General features: G+C 65.7%; 8 protein-coding genes. 2 read left to right on the forward strand and 6 right to left on the reverse strand.

Annotated features, from left to right (window positions below; genetic code table 11):
• Nucleotides 1-25: 25 nt before the first annotated feature.
• Both mscK and AX284_RS00745 read right to left on the reverse strand, forming a co-directional pair.
• Entirely contained in the window at nt 26-3370 is a 3345-nt protein-coding gene (gene mscK / locus AX284_RS00740) for a mechanosensitive channel MscK (protein WP_064307374.1), read from the reverse strand.
• Nucleotides 3371-3468: 98 nt separating this feature from the next.
• A complete protein-coding gene (locus AX284_RS00745; RefSeq protein ID WP_017640096.1) occupies nt 3469-5208 on the reverse strand; it encodes a potassium/proton antiporter in 1740 nt (579 codons plus the stop codon).
• A gap of 129 nt (nt 5209-5337) precedes the next feature.
• Between AX284_RS00745 and AX284_RS00750 the strand changes: the two genes are divergently transcribed.
• Entirely contained in the window at nt 5338-6174 is an 837-nt protein-coding gene (locus AX284_RS00750) for a 23S rRNA (adenine(2030)-N(6))-methyltransferase RlmJ (protein WP_068383043.1), read from the forward strand.
• Between the two features lie 123 nt (nt 6175-6297).
• On the opposite strand, the gene msrA is transcribed toward AX284_RS00750, so the two are convergent.
• From msrA to aceE, 4 genes are all read right to left on the reverse strand, one after another.
• A complete protein-coding gene (msrA, locus tag AX284_RS00755) occupies nt 6298-6957 on the reverse strand; it encodes a peptide-methionine (S)-S-oxide reductase MsrA (RefSeq protein WP_017640098.1) in 660 nt (219 codons plus the stop codon).
• Nucleotides 6958-7038: 81 nt separating this feature from the next.
• Nucleotides 7039-9645: a putative bifunctional diguanylate cyclase/phosphodiesterase gene (locus tag AX284_RS00760; protein WP_068383045.1), complete on the reverse strand. Its 2607-nt coding sequence runs from the start codon at nt 9643-9645 to the stop codon at nt 7039-7041.
• Between the two features lie 279 nt (nt 9646-9924).
• Nucleotides 9925-11913: a dihydrolipoyllysine-residue acetyltransferase gene (gene aceF / locus AX284_RS00765; protein WP_068383047.1), complete on the reverse strand. Its 1989-nt coding sequence runs from the start codon at nt 11911-11913 to the stop codon at nt 9925-9927.
• A 28-nt stretch (nt 11914-11941) separates the two neighbouring features.
• Nucleotides 11942-14584: a pyruvate dehydrogenase (acetyl-transferring), homodimeric type gene (aceE, locus tag AX284_RS00770; RefSeq protein WP_064307370.1), complete on the reverse strand. Its 2643-nt coding sequence runs from the start codon at nt 14582-14584 to the stop codon at nt 11942-11944.
• Between the two features lie 329 nt (nt 14585-14913).
• Between aceE and glnE the strand changes: the two genes are divergently transcribed.
• Nucleotides 14914-17874, forward strand: a complete 2961-nt coding sequence (glnE, locus tag AX284_RS00775) for a bifunctional [glutamate--ammonia ligase]-adenylyl-L-tyrosine phosphorylase/[glutamate--ammonia-ligase] adenylyltransferase (RefSeq protein WP_068383049.1) — start codon at nt 14914-14916, stop codon at nt 17872-17874.
• Nucleotides 17875-17888 lie beyond the last annotated feature (14 nt).

Here is a 17888-nt window from a genome sequence, read left to right on the forward strand (position 1 = left end):
CCCGAGATATCCGCGCAGGGGGCCGTCAGGCCTTGGATGGCTTGGGATCCTCGGCTTCCTGCTGGGCATCCCCTTCAGGTAGGAGAGGCTTTTTGCCCAGTTGTTTCTCCGCACCGTGGCGATTCTTCAAGGTGATCTCCATCTGCGGCGTGGACAGCAGGTTGATACCGGCATCGCGCAGCAACTGGTCGACCCGGCGGATCAGCTCATCGGTGGCGGCGCTGCGATCGCCCAGTTCGCGCACATAGATGCGCAATTCGTGGTCCAGGGTGCTGGCGCCATAGTGGGTGATGTGCAGCGAGGGCTCGGGGTCATGCAGCACCCGCGGATTCTCCTTGACCGCCTGCATCATCAACCGCTGGGCCTCGGCCAGATCGCTGCCGCGATTGATGCCGAAGGTCAGCACGATACGGGTGACGGTGTCGGTCAGCGTCCAGTTGATCAGCTGGCTGGTGACGAAGGTCTTGTTCGGTACCACCACCGACTTGCGGTCGGCATCGGTGATGTGGGTGGCGCGGATGCGGATCTTGTTCACCGTGCCGGTCACGTTGCCGATGGTGATCAGGTCGCCGACGCGCACCGGGCGCTCGAAGAGGATGATCAGGCCGGAGATGAAGTTACCGAAGATCTCCTGCAAGCCGAAACCCAGACCGACCGAGAGGGCGGTGGCCAGCCACTGCAGCTTGTCCCAGCTCACCCCGAGGGTCGCCAGGGTGGTCACGGTGCCGAAGCCGACGATGACGTAGGAGAGCAGGGTAGTGGTGGCGTAGGCGCTGCCCTGGGCCAGATTCAGGCGCGACAGCACCAGGACTTCCAGCAGGCCGGGCAGATTGCGCGCCAGGGCGACGGTGAGACCGGCGATCACCAGGGCGATGATGAACACCCGCAGCGTCAGGGGCACCTGGGTGGCGGCGGCGCCGGTGCCGCTGGTGTATTGGTAGAGGGTGACGTTGTCCAGGTAGGAGAACACCGCCACCACGTCGGCCCAGACCAGGTAGAGCACGCCGAGGAAGGCCAGCAGCAGGGTCAGGCGCAACAGTCGCGAGGACTGCTGGTTGACCTGCTCCATGTCCAGGGTCGGCTCCTGCACCACCTCCACGCCTTCGGCGTCTTCCTGCTGCGCCTGGCGCTTCTGGATGGCGCGCTGGTAGGCCAGGCGCCGCGCGGCCACGCTCAGGCCACGGGCCAGGGTGGCTTCGAGGATGATCCAGGCCATCAGCACATAGAGGGTGTCCACCAGGCGATCGGTGAGCTTGAGCGCGGTGTAGTAATAGCCAAAGAGCACGGCGAAGAACAGCACGGCTGGAATGGCGGTGATCATCAGGCCGAGCAACAGGCGGAAGAACGGCAGGCGCTCGCGGGCGGTGGCATTGAGCAAGGAGCGACCCAGCATCCAGGCCAGGCTGGCATAGGCGATCAGGACGATGAGAATGCCCAGGACATCGTCGGCCAGACCGGCCAGCTGGCGTTCGGCGATGGCCACCACCGCCATCAGTGCCAGGGCCAGCAGGCCCACGCGTCTGACCAGCCGGCGCAGGGACTGCGCCTGGGGTCGGGCCCAGCGGAAGTGGGTCTCGGCGACGCCGCCGGAGGCCAGCAGGCGATACACTGTGTAGAACACCAGCCAGCCGGCGGCCATTTCCAGCAGCGCCGCACCAATGGCGGCGTTGACGCCGCGTTCGTCCCCTTCGAGGGCCACGCCGCCCAGCCAGAGCACCAGACTCGCGGGCAGGCCGAGGAGAATGGTGAGCAGTACGGCCTGCGGCGTGTGCAGCTGACTGTCGCGCTGGTAGTGACCGATATCCTGGTTGAGCTTGCTGACCTGGGCATGGATGCGGGGCCGTTGCCAGATCAGGGTGGCGAAGGCCAGGACCAGCGGCAGCAGCAGCAGCGGGCGCTCGGCCAGGCCGACATAGAGTTCATGCAGGCTGGAGCCCCAGGGCACGTCGCGCAGTTGCTGCATCAGCTTGCGGGGTGCGGTCTTGACCCAGTTCCAGTCCAGCGGCTTGTTGCTGGGAATCCAGAACATCTGCTCGTCGAGGGTGCCGCGCAGGCTGCTGATGGTGGTCTGCAACTGACGCTGGTTGAGTTGCAGGTCGATGGACTCGCTGAGCAGGGCATTGAGCTCGGTGTTGAGGCGCTCCTGCAATTCGCTGCGGGTCTTGAGCAGGTCGAGCAATTGCTGGCGTAGCTGCGGCGTGGTCTTTTCCGGTGGCTGCTGGGCCAGCAGATTGCTGACGTAGGCATCCGGATTGGCGATCTGGGCGCGCTGCTGGTTGAGCTCGAACTGATAGAGGCGCAGATCGGCGATGTCGTCGGTGAGATCCTTGTTGACCTTGACCGAAGGTAGCGCGGCACGCTGCTGGTAGAGCAGCTTGGACAGCAGCACGCTGCCCTTGAGCACGCCGATCTGCTGTTCCATGTTCTCGCTGGTCTGCTTGAGCTGATCCAGCTGCTGACGGGACTCCAGATTGCGGCGATTGAGATCGTTGAGTCGATCGGTGGCGCGCAGCAGGTAGTCGGACAGTTGCAGATTGAGCCCGGTCTCCTGGGACAGCACATCGTCCCCGGCGGTCTTCTCCGACTCCCGCGAGGCTTCGGCCAGGGTCTTTTCCGACTGCTGGCGCCGCTTGCCGCTGATCAGCGTCTGCAGGTCCAGGGTCTCCTGCTCGTAACGCTTCACCTGCTCGGTGAACAGCTCCCGGCGAATGGCGCCGAGATCCTGCAGCACGCTGTTGCCCGCCAGCTCCTGGCGCAACAGCTGGATCTGCGCGCCCGCCGCCGCTTGCTCCGCCAGCAGTTGACCGCGCCGCTCGGCGGTCAACGCCTTGGCGTTCTCGCGTCCACTCTTGAGCAGATCGGCGATCTGCTGCAGGCGCGTCTGCAAATTGGCGATGTCCACCTGGGCACGCTCGGGGCGGGTCTGGGCATTGATCACCAGGCTGTTGGCGGCGTTCAGATCGTCCTGCACGCTGTTGAGCGCCAGACTGGTCTCGCTCAGCCGCTGCTCCAGGGCCTGGGGCGTGGCGCCGGCATAGCGCTGCTCGGCGGGCTTGATCGGCTCGGCGCGCAGGCGGGCCAGTTGTCGCTGGGCATCCTTGGTCTGCTGCGGTGCCTGGGCCAGCTGCTGGCGCAGATCGGCCAGCTGCTTGACGTACTGGTCGCGCTGGTCGAGCAGCTTGAGGGTCTGCTGCAGGCTCTCCTGGGCGGCGCTCTGCTCGGCGGCGGGCAGCTTGCGATCGGCCAGAGCGCTCAGATTCTGCTGGACCTGCTGGGCATCCGGCGGCCCGGAATCCTGAGCCACGGCGGGAAGGGTGAACAGGCAGCCGCAGAGGGCGGCGGCGCGAAGCAGAGCGGACAGGCGGTGCATGCGGCAGGCGTCGGGCAGTGGAAAGGCGCGAGGTTAAAGCCAGGCTGCCTGGGGTGCAAGGCGGCGGCCCTCAAGCCGCGAACCCCGTTCATCCACCGTTAAAGAAAGAGCGCAGGTCCGCTGCTGCTGCCTTCGGGAAACTTCACGCCGACCTTGCGCACGCGCTTGTTCTCGATGGCCGCGACGATCCAGACCAGGCCATTCCACTCCACCAGGTCGCCCACGATGGGTTCACCGCCGATCTGGTGGGTGATGAAGCTGCCGAGACGCTGGTTACCGTCCACTTCGCCCAGTTGCAGGCCGTACAGCGCGGCCACCGCGCTGAGTTCGGCATCGGCTTCCAGAACGAAGTCGCCGAAGAATCTCTGGGTCTGCTGCGGCGCCTGGCTGAACAGGCGGCCCAGGGCGGGCAGATCGTGCTCGTGGCCGACCACGCAGAGGATGTCACCGGCTTCCAGGGTGGTACTGCCGGAGGGGTGCAGCAGGGTCTCGCCGCGGAACAGCGCGGCGATGCGGGTGCCCTCGGGCATCTTCAGCTCGCGCAGGGCGGCGCCGATGCACCATTTTTCGGCGCCCAGGCGATAGATGAACAACTCCCACTCGCTGGTCGGATGGACCTGCAGGCCGGCGCGGGAGAAGGGCGCCGGCTCCGGTGGCACCGTCACCTTGAGCAACTTGGCGGCCAGCGGCAGGCTGGAGCCTTGCACCAGCAGCGACACCAGCACGATGAAGAAGGCCACGTTGAAGAACAGCTGGGCCTGGGGCAGTCCGGCCATCATCGGGAACACCGCGAGGATGATGGGGACCGCGCCACGCAGCCCGACCCAGGCGATAAAGGCCTTTTCCCGGTCATGGAAGGCGCGGAAGGGCAAGAGGCCGATGGCCACCGACAGCGGGCGGGCGACCAGGATCATCCACAGCGCCAGGCCCAGGGCGGGCAGGGCGATGGGCAGCAGGTTGTGCGGCTCCACCAGCAGGCCCAGCACCAGGAACATGCCGATCTGCGCCAGCCAGGCCATGCCGTCGAGCATGTGCAGCATGCCATGGCGGCTGCGGATCGGCAGATTGCCCATCAGCAGACCGGCGAGGTAGACCGCGAGGATGCCACTGCCATGGGCGGCGTTGGTCAGGGCGAAGATCAGCAGACCACCGCTGATGGCCAGCAGCGGATAGAGGCCGTCGGCGAGGTGGATGCGGTTGATCAGCTGCAGCAGCAGCCAGCCACCGCCCAGGCCGATCACCCCGCCGATGGCGAATTCGCTGACGAAATGACCGAGCAGGCTCCAGCTGAAGCCGCTCTCGCCGCTGGCGAGCATCTCGATCAGGGTCACGGTGAGAAACACCGCCATGGGGTCGTTGCTGCCGGATTCGATCTCCAGGCTGGCGGTGACCCGTTCGTTGAGGCCGCGCCCTCCGAGCAGGGAAAACACCGCCGCGGCATCGGTGGAGCCGACGATGGCGCCGATCAGCAGGCCCTGCAGCAGGCTGAGATCGAACAGCCAGGCCGCAGCCAAGCCGGTCAGGCCAGTGGTGATCATCACCCCCACCGTCGCCAGCGACAGCGCCGGCCAGAGCGCCACGCGGAAACTCGATACCCGGGTGCGCATGCCGCCGTCGAGTAGGATCACCGCCAGCGCCAGATTGCCCACCAGGTAGGCCATCGGATAGTTGTCGAAGGCGATGTGACCGGGGCCGTCGACGCCGGCGAACATGCCGACCACCAGGAAGATCACCAGGATCGGGATGCCGACCCGCGAGGAAATCGAACTGACCAGAATCGACAGGCCGATCAGCACCGCACCGATCAAGAACAAGCTGTTGATGGTGACGGCGTCCAAGCGTGACTCCTGGGGCAAAGAAATGAAGAACCTGGGGATTTAACCCGCTGCACGGCCAGGGTGTCAAAGCGCGACGCCGCTGGCGCCCGAGGAAGGCGGTACACTGTAGGGCTGACGCTGGAGTATCCCATGAATTACCGACACGCCTTCCATGCCGGCAATCACGCCGATGTCTTCAAGCACGCCACCCTGTTGCGCCTGGCCGCGCTGCTGGCGCGCAAGGAGGCACCCTTCGCCTATCTGGACAGCCATTCCGGCGTGGGTCGCTATGACCTGGCCGGCGACCAGGCCAGTCGTACCGACGAATGGCGCGAAGGGATCGGTCGGCTGTGGGCGCTGGACGCCGCACCGGCCGCCTTCGTCGGCTATCGCGAAGCGGTGGCGGCGCTCAATCCCGATGGCGCGCTGCGCTACTATCCCGGCTCGCCCGAGTTGATGCGCCAGGCCTTGAGGCCTCAGGATCGGCTGCTGCTGAACGAACTGCACCCCGAGGATGGTCGCCTGCTCAAGGAAAACATGGCCGGTGATCGCCGGGTGGCGGTGCACCAGAAGGACGGCTGGCTGCTGCCGCGGGCGCTGCTGCCGGTGCCCGAGCGCCGGGCACTGCTGCTGATCGATCCGCCCTTCGAGAAGGCCGATGAGCTGGAGCGTTGCGTCAAAGCGGTCACCGAGGCCATCGGCCGGATGCGCCAGACGGTGATCGCCCTCTGGTATCCGATCAAGGATCGCCGCCAGCTCAGGCGTTTCCATGCGGGTCTGCAGGCCAGCAGCGCGCCCAAGCTGCTCAACGTCGAATTGCTGATCCGCGCGGCGGACGACCCCACCCGGCTCAATGGCTCGGGACTGGCCGTCGTCAATCCGCCGTGGGGATTGGAGGAAGAACTACGCGAATTGCTGCCCTGGCTGGCCGAGCATCTGGCCCAGGGCGAAGGCAGCTGGCGGCTGGACTGGCTGATCGCGGAATAAGGGAGGGGCAACGTTGGGCTTCGCTGCGCTCAACCCAACCTACGAACAGCTTGGCGTAGGTTGGGCTGAGGCAGCTCTATCGCCGAAGCCCAACGATCCCCAGGTAAGCCGAGCGAAGTGCGATCAGACCGCCAGACTGGGCGGCAAGCACACGCCGGTGCCGGCCAGACCGCAATAGCCGTTGGGATTCTTCGCCAGGTACTGCTGGTGATAGGCCTCGGCGTAGTAGAAGGGCGGCAAAGGAGCGATCTCGGTGGTGATCTCGCCATAACCAGCCTCGGCCAATTGAGCCTGGAAGGCGGCCTGGCTGGCTTCGAAGGCCTCGCGCTGGCTGTCGTCGCTGTAATACAACGCCGAGCGATACTGGGTACCGACATCATTGCCCTGGCGCATGCCCTGGGTCGGGTCGTGGGCTTCCCAGAAGATCTTCAGCAGCGCCTCCAGTGAGGTCTGGGCCGGATCGAACACCACCAGCACCACCTCGGTATGACCGGTCAGGCCGGAGCACACCTCTTCGTAGGTCGGGTTGGGGGTATGGCCGCCCGCGTAACCGGCGGCGGTGGTCCAGACACCCGGTTGTTGCCAGAAACGCCGCTCGACGCCCCAGAAGCAGCCCATGCCCAGCACCAGACTCTGCAGCCCGGTGGGGAAGGGGCCTTGCAACGGATTACCGTTGACGTAGTGGGCGGCGGGTACGGCCATGGCCGTCTCGCGGCCGGGCAGCGCCTGCTCGGCGGCGGGCAGGTGGGTCTTCTTGGTCAGGATTTCGGAACGCAGGACCATGGGATACCTCGTGGGAAAGGGCCAGGCGAAAAGCTCAGTGTACGCAAAATCGCTGCAGCGGGGTCGAGTCCGCTCGGCGGGTCAGCGCGTCGGCAGGTAACGCGCCAGGGCGGCGTCGAGCTGGTCGGCCGGGATGGGCTTGTCGAACAGATAGCCCTGGCCGATATCGCAACGATGATGGCGCAGGAAAGCCAGCTGTTCGGTCGTCTCGATGCCCTCGGCAACCACCTGCAGCCGCAGGTTGTGGGCCATGGCGATCACCGCGGACGTGATTTCCATGTCGTCCTGGTTGTCCGGGATGTCCTTGATGAAACTCCTGTCGATCTTGATGATGTCGATGGGGAATTTTTTCAAGTAGCTGAGCGACGAATAACCGGTGCCGAAGTCGTCCATCGCCAGGCTCATGCCCAGCCGCTTGAGGGCTTCGAGGGTGTTGCGGGTAGCGTCGGTGGCATCCAGCAGCAGGCTTTCGGTCAGCTCCAGCTCGAGTCGTTTGGGCGCGATGCCTTCCTCGTCGAGGATGGTGACGAAGGACTGCACCAGGTCGGGATCGGTGAACTGCTTGGGCGACAGGTTGATGGCAATCTGCAGGTCGTCGAAGCCGGCGGCGTCGAGACGGTGCAGCTGGCGACAGACCTCGCGGATGATCCATTTGCCGATGGGCACGATGAGCCCGGTTTCCTCGGCGATGCTGATGAACTGGTCCGGGCGGATCATGCCCTTTTCCGGATGCTGCCAGCGGATCAGGGCTTCCAGGCCAAGCAGCTTGGCGCGCTTCAGGCAGACCTTGGGCTGGTAATGCACCAGCAATTCGTTCTGCTCCAGGGCGCGGCGCAGGTTGTTCTGCACGAACAGCTTGTTGATGGCCTCGGCGATCAGCGCCTCGGTGAACACCTGGACCTGATGGCCGCCGGTGGCCTTGGCCCTGTGCAGGGCGAGGCCGGCGTGCTTGATCAGGGTCTGCGGATCGGTTTCGTGCGGCCTGGCGGTGGTCAGACCGATGGAGCAACTGATCAGGGTCGGGTGGCCTTCCACATAGAGCGGCGGATCCAGGGCTACCAGGGTGTCGCGAGCCAGGCTGGTGGCGGACACCGCATCCATGCCGTCGAGCAGCACGGCGAATTCGTTGCTGGCGATGCGCGCGATCAGCGCGCCCTTGCCCAGAGCGCTGCGCAGGCGCCGGGCCAGGCCCACCAGCAGCTGGTCGCCGATGCGATGACCCAGGCTGTCGTTGACTCTCTTGAAGTTGTCGACGTCCACCAGCAGCAGCGAGTGCTCGCTGCTCGGATTGGACTGCTCCAGGCGCTCTTCCAGGCGGGCGATGAAGTGGCTGCGGTTGGCCAGCCCGGTAAGGCTGTCGCGAAACACCATCTCGTCGTTGTGCTGCTGGGCGAAGCGGGTCTTGCTGGTGTCCTGGAAGATACCCAGATAGCCCTGCAGGTCGCCGTTGGGCTGCTGGATCTTGGACAGCGACAGCTGGCCCCAGTAGGTCTCGCCGTCGCGGCGATAGCACCGCAATTCGCCCTGCCAGCTGTCCTGGTGCGCCAGGTGCTGCCAGGCTTCGTAGAGCAGCTCGCTCCAGTTCTCCAGGGCCGGCAGGGATTCGACGTGCAGGCCCTGCAGCTTGGCGATGGGATAGCCGGTGATGCGGGCGAAGCTGTCGGTGGCGTGCTCTAGGCGACCGCCGGCATCCAGCAGCAGGAAGGCATCGTTGCTGGCTTCCATCACCCGGGTGAGGGGGTGGGCGACCTTCGGCAAGCGCTCCGGCTGCTGGAGCAGGGCAGCCAGACATTCCGCCAGGCTGCGGGCGAAGGCGACGTCCTCGGCCTCCCAGGTAGCTGGCCGGTCCCGTCTCAGGCAGAGCAGGCCGATCAGCTGATTCTCGTGCAGCAGCGCCACGTCCAGGGCCGTTCCGCCCCCGGTATGGGAAGGGTGCAGCACCTGGCTGGCGTCTTCGATCACGCCCTGCTCACGCAACCGGCGGCGGTGGTCGCTGCACAGCGTGGGCAGGCGCTCTTCCTTGCACAGGGTGACGAGGCCATTGCCTTCGTAGCGCCACAGGCTGAGCTCATCCACGGCAAAGGCGGCCGGGCCCTGGGCACGCAGCAGCTGCACCAGTTCGTCGTCGACCGGCGTTTGTCTCAGGGCCAGCCGGGACAATTCGAGCAGCAGGGTCTGCCGCGCCTGGGCCATCCCCAGCCGTTGCTGGCTGTGGTCCTGGCTTTCCTGCAGGAGCGCCAGGGTCGACCGCAGGGCCAGGTTGTGGGCTTCCCATTCGCCGGCCAGGGCATCGTCGTTCATCACCCGCAGCAGATAGCCGCGTAGCAGGGGGCGACCATGACGCTGCAGGCTCTCGCCCACCTCGACGACCTGGCAGGGGGCCGTGGTGGAATGGAACAGGTAACGCACCTGATAGCTGCCATGCTCGGCGAGTTGCAGCTGGATGTCCTCGTGCAGGCGATGACGGACGCTGGGCTCCATCAGGCTGGCATAGGGGGCATCGATGAGCGAACACAGCGCCTGGGCGGGCAGGCCGAGGCTGGCCTCACAGCGGGAGTCGAGATAGAGCATCGCCCAGGAGGCTTCATTCAGACGCTCGAAGCGCAGCAAGCCCAATCGGGCAGGAGCGCTGAGCGCGCCCGCCTGATCGGCTACCGCGGCATCGGCAGCATCGGAGTGAATACTCATGCGAGGGTCCGCGTCCTTGTGAAGACGGAAAAATGTCCTAGGGTTATCGGAAAGGACAGACAAATCATTAATCCTTCTTCCTCTCCGTCTCGCCAGCGCTCTGGGATAGCTGTCAAGGTTGCCCGATAGGGCCCAGGGCATGCAAGGGGCGACGCTCAGGGCGCTCATCCTACCTTTTTCCTGGATCTTTCGGTTGATCTGGCAGCAAAAACCCCGCATGAGCGGGGTTCTTGCTACACCAGAAGACGGTAGCGGGAAGCCATTACCGTCCTGTGGCGTTTACAGCAGCAGGCTGCGGATTTCCGTCAGCAGATCGCCCAGGCGCTTGGTGAAGCGCGCGGCAGCTGCCCCGTTGATCACGCGGTGATCGTAGGACAGCGACAGCGGCAGCATCAGGCGCGGCTGGAAGGCCTTGCCGTCCCAGACCGGCTGCATGCTGGCCTTGGACACGCCGAGGATCGCCACTTCCGGGGCATTGACGATCGGCGTGAAGCCGGTACCGCCGATGTGACCCAGGCTGGAAATGGTGAAGCAGGCGCCCTGCATGTCGTCACCGCTGAGCTTCTTGGTCCGCGCCTTTTCCGCCAGCTGGGCGGCTTCGGCGGCGAGTTGCAGGAGGCTCTTCTGGTCGACGTTGCGGATGACCGGGACCAGCAGGCCGTCCGGGGTGTCCACGGCGAAGCCGATATGCACGTACTTCTTGCGGATCACCGCCTTGCCGCTGGGGGCCAGGGAGGCGTTGAAGTCCGGCAGTTCCTTGAGCACATGGGCACAGGCCTTGAGCAGGAACGGCAGGATGGTCAACTTGACGCCGGCCTTTTCCGCGACGGCTTTCTGGCCGACCCGGAAGGCTTCCAGATCGGTCACGTCGGACTGGTCGAACTGGGTCACGTGGGGCACGTTCAGCCAGCTGCGATGCAGGTTGTTGGCGCCGACCTGCATGAGGCGCGTCATCGGCACCTCTTCGATCTCACCGAACTTGCTGAAGTCCACGGTGGGGATCGGCGGAATGCCGGCGCCACCGGTGGCCCCTGCAGCCGCGGCCGGAGCCGCCTTGCTCTTCTGCAGCTGATCCTTGACGTAGGCCTGGACGTCTTCCTTGAGGATGCGGCCCTTGGGACCGGTCGGGGTGACCTCGCCCAGATCGACGCCGAACTCGCGGGCGACCATGCGCACGGCCGGGCCGGCATGGACCTTCTTGCCCATGCCGGCGGCGGGTGCGCTGGCCGGGGCGGCAGCCTTGGCCGGAGCCTCGGCTTTCTTCTCGGCAGCCGGCGCGCTGGCGGCGGTGCTGCCGGCAGCCGGCTTGGCCGCCTGCTTGGGCGCGGCACCGGCCACCTTCAGGGTCAGGATCAGATCACCGGTCTTGGCCTGGTCATTGACCTTGATGGCGACGCTTTCCACCACGCCCGCCTTGGGCGCCGGGATTTCCATGCTGGCCTTGTCGGACTCCAGCACGATCAGCGACTGCTCGGCCTTGACCTGCTCACCGGCCTTGACCAGCACCTCGATGACGTTGGCACTACCAGTGGAGCCGATGTCGGGGACCTTGATCTCCTCGACCGACTCACCGGCCGGCTCGGCGGCAGCTTCCTCGTGCAGCTCGGGCTCGGCGGCTTCCTTGGCGGGCTTGTCGCCGGCCTTGGATTCGACGCTCTTGCTCGGCTTGGCATTGGCGGCGCCCTTGAGCACCAGGATCAGATCGCCGGTGCCCACTTCGTCGCCGACCTTGACGGAAACGCTCTCCACCACGCCCGCGGCGGGGGAGGGGATTTCCATGCTGGCCTTGTCGGATTCCAGGGTGATCAGCGTCTGCTCGGCGGCGATGGTGTCGCCGGGCTTGACCGCCACCTCGATGATGCTGGCCTTGCCGCTGGAGCCGATGTCCGGAACGTGAATTTCCTGGGACTCGCCTTCGCCGGCGGACGCCGAAGCGTCCTCGTCGCCGGCTGGCGTCGGGGTTTCGCTTTCCTCGACCTGGGGCTGCTTGGACTCGGCCTTGGGTTCGGCGGCGGGTTCGCTGCCGGTGGCGGCGTCCTCGCCTTCCAGGTCGATCAGCAGATCACCGGTCTTGAGGGTGTCGCCGACCTTGATGTGCAGGGCGGCGATCTTGCCGGCCTTGGGGGCCGGAATCTCCATGCTGGCCTTGTCGGACTCCAGCACCACCAGGCTCTGTTCGGCCTCGACGGTATCGCCGACCTTCACCAGCAGCTCGATGACTTCGCCGTCGCCACTGCCGATGTCGGGTACGCGGATGGTCTCGCTCACAATTGTTTCCTCTTATCCGTGTGCCGCATCAGCAATCCAGGGGATTGCGCTTCTCGGTGTCGATGCCGAACTTGGTGATGGCGTCGGCCACGACCTTGCGTTCCAGCTTGCCTTGGTTGGCCAGCGCCTGCAGAGCGGCGACGGCGACCCAGCGACGATCGACCTCGAAGTGATCACGCAGCTTCTTGCGGCTGTCGCTGCGACCGAAGCCGTCGGTACCCAGCACCTGGAATTCGGTGGGGACCCACTGGCGGATCTGATCGGCGAACAGCTTCATGTAGTCGGTGGAGGCGATGACCGGACCCTGGCGCTCGCCCAGGCACTGCTCGACGTAGGTCAGGCGGCGCTCTTCCAGCGGGTGCAGGCGGTTCCAGCGATCCACGGCCAGGCCTTCGCGGCGCAGTTCGTTGAAGCTGGTGACGCTCCAGATATCGGCGCCGACGCCCATCTCGCGTAGCAGGCTCGCGGCAGCGCGGACCTCGTTGAGGATGGTGCCCGAGCCCAGCAACTGGACGCGGTGCTTGAAGTCGCCCTTTTCTTCTTCCAGCAGGTACATACCCTTGATGATGCCTTCCTCGACACCCTCGGGCATGGCCGGCTGCTGGTAGTTCTCGTTCATCACGGTGATGTAATAGAAGACGCTCTGCTGCAGTTCCATCATCTGATGGATGCCTTCGCGCATGATCACCGCCAGCTCGTAGGCATAGGTGGGATCGTAGCTGCGGCAGTTGGGGATGGTACCGGCCAGGATGTGGCTGTGACCGTCCTCGTGCTGCAGTCCTTCGCCGTTGAGGGTGGTACGGCCGGAGGTGCCGCCCAGCAGGAAGCCGCGGGTCTGGGCATCGCCCGCCGCCCAGGCCAGGTCGCCGATGCGCTGGAAGCCGAACATCGAATAGAAGATGTAGACCGGCAGCATGGGCTGGTTGTAGTTGCTGTAGGCGGTACCGGCGGCGATGAAGGAGGACATGGCGCCCGCCTCGTTGAGGCCTTCCTGGAGAATCTGGCCGTCCTTCTCTTCGCGGTAGTACATCACCTGGTCGCGATCGACCGGCTCATAGAGCTGGCCGTGGGGCGAGTAGATGCCCAACTGGCGGAACATGCCTTCCATGCCGAAGGTACGGGCCTCGTCGGCGAGGATGGGCACGATGCGCTTGCCCAGGTCCTTGTCCTTGACCAGTTGCGACAGGATGCGGCCGAAGGCCATGGTGGTGGAGATCTCGCGATCACCGGAGCCGTCCAGCACCGCCTTCAGGGTTTCCAGGGGCGGTGTGGGGATGCTGATGCTGCGGGCGCGACGCTGGGGCAGGTGACCACCCAGGGACTCGCGGCGGCCCATCAGGTACTTCATCTCGGCGCTGTCGTCGGCCGGACGATAGAAGGGCAGCTCGCTGAGCTGGGAATCGTTCAGCGGGATGTCGAAGCGATCGCGGAATTTCTTCAGCGACTCCACATCGACCTTCTTGGTGTTGTGCGCGGTGTTCTTGGCTTCGCCCGCACCGGTGCCGTAGCCCTTGATGGTCTTGGCCAGGATGACGGTGGGCTGGCCCTTGTGGTTGACCGCCTGGTGGTAGGCCGCATAGACCTTGTAGGGGTCGTGACCGCCACGGTTGAGCTTCCAGATCTCGTCGTCGGACAGGTCCTCGACCATCTTGAGCAGCTCGGGATTGGCGCCGAAGAAGTGCTTGCGCACATAGGCACCGTCCTTGGCCTTGTAGTTCTGGTATTCACCATCGACCACGGCGTCCATGCGTTGCTGCATGCGACCTTCGGTGTCGCGGGCGAACAGCGGATCCCACATGCGGCCCCAGAGGACCTTGGTGACGTTCCAGTCGGCGCCGCGGAAGATGCCTTCCAGTTCCTGGACGATCTTGCCGTTGCCCCGTACCGGGCCGTCGAGGCGCTGCAGGTTGCAGTTGATGACGAAGATCAGGTTGTCGAGGTTCTCGCGGCCGGCCAGGGAGATGGCACCCAGGGTTTCCGGCTCGTCGCACTCGCCGTCGCCGATGAAGCACCAGACCTTCTGCTTGCCGGCGGGGATGTAGCCGCGGTTCTCCAGGTACTTCATGAAGCGGGCCTGGTAGATGGCGGTGATCGGACCCAGACCCATGGACACGGTCGGGAACTGCCAGAAGTCGGGCATCAGGTGCGGGTGCGGGTAGCTCGACAGCCCCTTGCCGTCCACTTCCTGACGGAAGTTGTTCATCTGGTCTTCGGAGAGGCGGCCTTCCAGGAAGGCACGGGCGTAGACGCCAGGCGAGGCATGGCCCTGATAGTAGATCAGGTCGCCGCCGTGCTCTTCGTTGGGCGCCTTCCAGAAATAGTTGAAGCCGATGTCATAGAGGGTGGCACTGGAGGCGAAGGTGGAGATGTGGCCACCCAGATCCGGATCCTTGAGGTTGGCGCGCATGACCATCGCCAGGGCGTTCCAGCGGACCAGCGAGCGGATGCGCCGCTCCATGAACAGGTCGCCCGGCATATGGGCTTCCTTGGTCACTGGAATGGTGTTGCGATAGGGGGTATTGATGGAGTAGGGCAGCTGGGTACCACTGCGGGTAGCCAGTTCGCCCATGCGGGTCATCAGATAATGAACGCGCTCCTCGCCTTCGTGGTCGAGGACGGACTCCAGGGCGTCCAGCCATTCCTGGGTTTCGACGGGATCGAGATCTTGCATGGCTTGCTCCAGGGCGGAAAGGCTTCCAAAATCGGTCGCCTCAGGGTCGCCGCCGGCCTCTTGGGGGCAGCGAAAATTCTTGGATTTATGACCGGACGGTTCCGATCGGCGTGTAGTTTTACTACAAATTCAAATCCGTTTCAGCTCCGAGCTGTAATGCGATAAAAAACAATTCGACGTTTGTCGAACGCGCTGCTCATGGGCTCGCGAACTCCGAACCGCGGACGTGAAAACGGTTCCCGCTCGGACCAGGTGGTCCGTCGGAATGTCCCTGGCATGGGGTTCGCGGCAGGGTGGTGGGGTTCGACCGTCCCTGCGCAGGACTGCCCATGATACCCCTCCTTCGTCCCGATCTGCCTCCGACTCTTGTCGCCTGTGCCGAGCTCGCCGACCGGCGCCTGGCCGACGCCCTGTCCCCGCTGCCCGCGGCCGCCGCCCGCCAGGCAGACTGGTCCGCGGCGCAGCGTGCCGACTGGCGGCGGGTGGCCGCTCTCAGTGACTTCGTCGTCGAGCAGTTCTGCCGCCTGCCCGAGCCCTGCCTGGCATTGGTCGACAGTGGCGATCTGGAGCTGTCACTGGTACCGGGCGAGATGGCGCAGCGGTTGCGCGAGGCGCTCGTCGATTGCCCGGACGAGGCCGAGCTGGGGCGCCGGCTGCGGCGGTTCCGCATGTTGCAGCAGGTGCGCATCGTCTGGCGCGACCTGACTCGCCGGGCCGATCTGGTGGAGACCTGCCGCGACCTCAGCGAGCTGGCCGATGCCTGCATCGACCAGGCCTGCGCCTGGCTCTACGCCCAGCAGTGCGCCCAGTTCGGCGTGCCGACCGGGCGCCACAGTGGCCAGCCACAGCAACTGGTGGTGCTGGGCATGGGTAAGCTGGGCGCGGGGGAGCTCAATCTGTCCTCCGATATCGACCTGATCTTCGCCTATGGCGAGGCCGGGGAGACCCGCGGCGCACGGCGCGAGCAGGACAACCAGGAATTCTTCACCCGCCTCGGGCAGCGCCTGATCAAGGCGCTGGATGCCACCACGGTGGAGGGCTTCGTCTTCCGCGTCGACATGCGCCTGCGGCCCTATGGCAGCGCCGGCGCCCTGGTGCTGAGCTTTGCCGCCATGGAACTCTATTACCAGGACCAGGGCCGCGACTGGGAACGCTACGCCATGATCAAGGCACGGGTGGTCGGCGGCGACCAGGTCAGCGGCGCCGAGCTGCTGACCCTGCTGCGACCCTTCGTCTATCGGCGCTATCTGGATTTTTCCGCCATCGAAGCCCTGCGCAGCATGAAGCAGCTGATTCGCCAGGAGGTGCGCCGACGCGGCATGACCGACAACGTCAAGCTGGGTGCGGGCGGTATCCGTGAGGTGGAGTTCATCGCCCAGGCCTACCAGCTGATCCACGGCGGGCGTGATCCGGCGCTGCAACAGCGACCGCTGCTCAGGGTGCTGACCAGTCTGCGCGAGCGCGACTATCTGCCGGCCGCGGCCGAAGCGGAACTCCGCGAGGGCTACTGCTTCCTGCGCTATGTCGAGCATGGGTTGCAGGCCATCGCCGACCAGCAGACCCAGACCCTGCCGGTGGATCCCCAAGGGCGGGCGCGGGTGGCCTTCCTCATGGGCTATGCCGACTGGGATGAATTCAGCGCGGCGCTCGACGCCTGGCGCAGCCGCATCGACTGGCATTTCCAGCAGACCATCGCCGATCCCGAGGAGGAGACCCAGAGCGCCGAGCTGGAAGACAGCTGGCTGCCGCTGTGGGAAGACCTGCTCGACCCCGAGGAGTCCCTGGCGCGACTGCGCGAGGCGGGCTTCCAGACGCCGGAGCAGGCGCTGGAACTGCTGGCCAACCTGCGTGCCAGTGGCCAGGTGCGCGCCATGCAGCGCGCCGGTCGCGAACGCCTGGATGCCTTCATGCCGCGGCTACTGGATGCGGTCAGTGCCGACGAGCAACCCGATCGCGCCCTGGAGCGGGTGCTGCCGCTGGTGGAAGCCGTGGCGCGACGCTCCGCCTACCTGGTCCTGCTCAGCGAGAATCCGCCGGCCCTGGCACGGCTGCTGGAACTCTGCGGGGCCAGTGCCTGGGTGGCCGAGCAGATCGCCCGCTATCCAGCGTTGCTCGACGAATTGCTCAACGAGGGTCGGCTCTATCATCCGCCGCAGAAGCCGGAGTTGGCTGGCGAATTGCGCGAACGTCTGATGCGCCTGCCTGAAGAGGACCTGGAGCAGCAGATGGACGTGCTGCGCCACTTCAAGCGCGCCCACAGCCTGCGGGTGGCGGCGGCGGAGATCGCCGGCAGCCTGCCGCTGATGAAGGTCAGCGACTACCTGACCTGGCTGGCCGAGGTGATCCTCGAAGAGGTCTTCGGCCTGGCCTGGCGCCAGCTGGTGCAGCGCCATGGCACGCCGCAGCGGCGCGACGGCTCGCCCTGCCAGCCGGACTTCATCGTCGTCGGCTACGGCAAGGTCGGCGGCATCGAGCTGGGCCACGGCTCGGACCTCGACCTGGTGTTCATCCACGACGCCGATCCCCTGGCCGAGACCGATGGCGCCAAGCCCATGGATGGCGCCCAGTTCTTCAATCGCCTCGGCCAGCGCATCATCCATCTGCTCACCACCACCACCCCGGTGGGCACCCTCTACGAGGTGGACATGCGCCTGCGGCCGTCCGGCGCGGCGGGGCTGCTGGTGAGTTCGCTGGAGGCCTTCGAGCGCTACCAGCAGAGCGAGGCCTGGACCTGGGAGCACCAGGCGCTGGTGCGGGCGCGGGTGGTGGCGGGTTGTCCACGTCTAGGAGAACGCTTCGACGAGGTGCGGGCGCGCATCCTCGGTCGGCAGCGGGAGCTGGCGACCCTGCAGGCCGACGTGGCCGGCATGCGCGACAAGATGCTCGACAACCTCGGCACCGCGGTGACCGCCGGCGGACTGGGGCCGAACGCGCGCCGGCCGGAGCAGCTGTTCGACCTCAAGCAGGATGCCGGCGGTATCGTCGATATCGAATTTATGGTCCAATATGCCGTTCTGGCCTGGTCGTGGCAGCATCCCGAATTGCTGCGTTTTCCCGACAACATCCGCATCCTGGAATCCCTCGAAGCGGCTGGTCTGGTACCGGCCACGGACGCCATTGCCCTGCGCGAAGCCTACAAGGCCTACCGCGCCGCGCTGCACCGCCTGGTCCTGCAGAAGCAGCCGGGCAAGGTACCGGCCGACGGCTTTCTCGCCGAGCGCGACGAAGTGCGCCGTATCTGGCACGGCCTGGGGCTGGACACGCCGTCCGGCAATCCGGCCACCTTTTAGGCCGCCATCAGTAA

This window comes from Pseudomonas sp. HUK17, assembly GCF_001566765.1.

Coding starts and splice junctions, on each gene's coding strand:
- mscK (WP_064307374.1), bottom strand. CDS start 3,370: ATGCACCGCCTGTCCGCTCTGCTTCGCGCCGCCGCCCTCTGCGGCTGC.
- AX284_RS00750 (WP_068383043.1), top strand. CDS start 5,338: ATGAATTACCGACACGCCTTCCATGCCGGCAATCACGCCGATGTCTTC.
- msrA (WP_017640098.1), bottom strand. CDS start 6,957: ATGGTCCTGCGTTCCGAAATCCTGACCAAGAAGACCCACCTGCCCGCC.
- AX284_RS00760 (WP_068383045.1), bottom strand. CDS start 9,645: ATGAGTATTCACTCCGATGCTGCCGATGCCGCGGTAGCCGATCAGGCG.
- aceE (WP_064307370.1), bottom strand. CDS start 14,584: ATGCAAGATCTCGATCCCGTCGAAACCCAGGAATGGCTGGACGCCCTG.
- glnE (WP_068383049.1), top strand. CDS start 14,914: ATGATACCCCTCCTTCGTCCCGATCTGCCTCCGACTCTTGTCGCCTGT.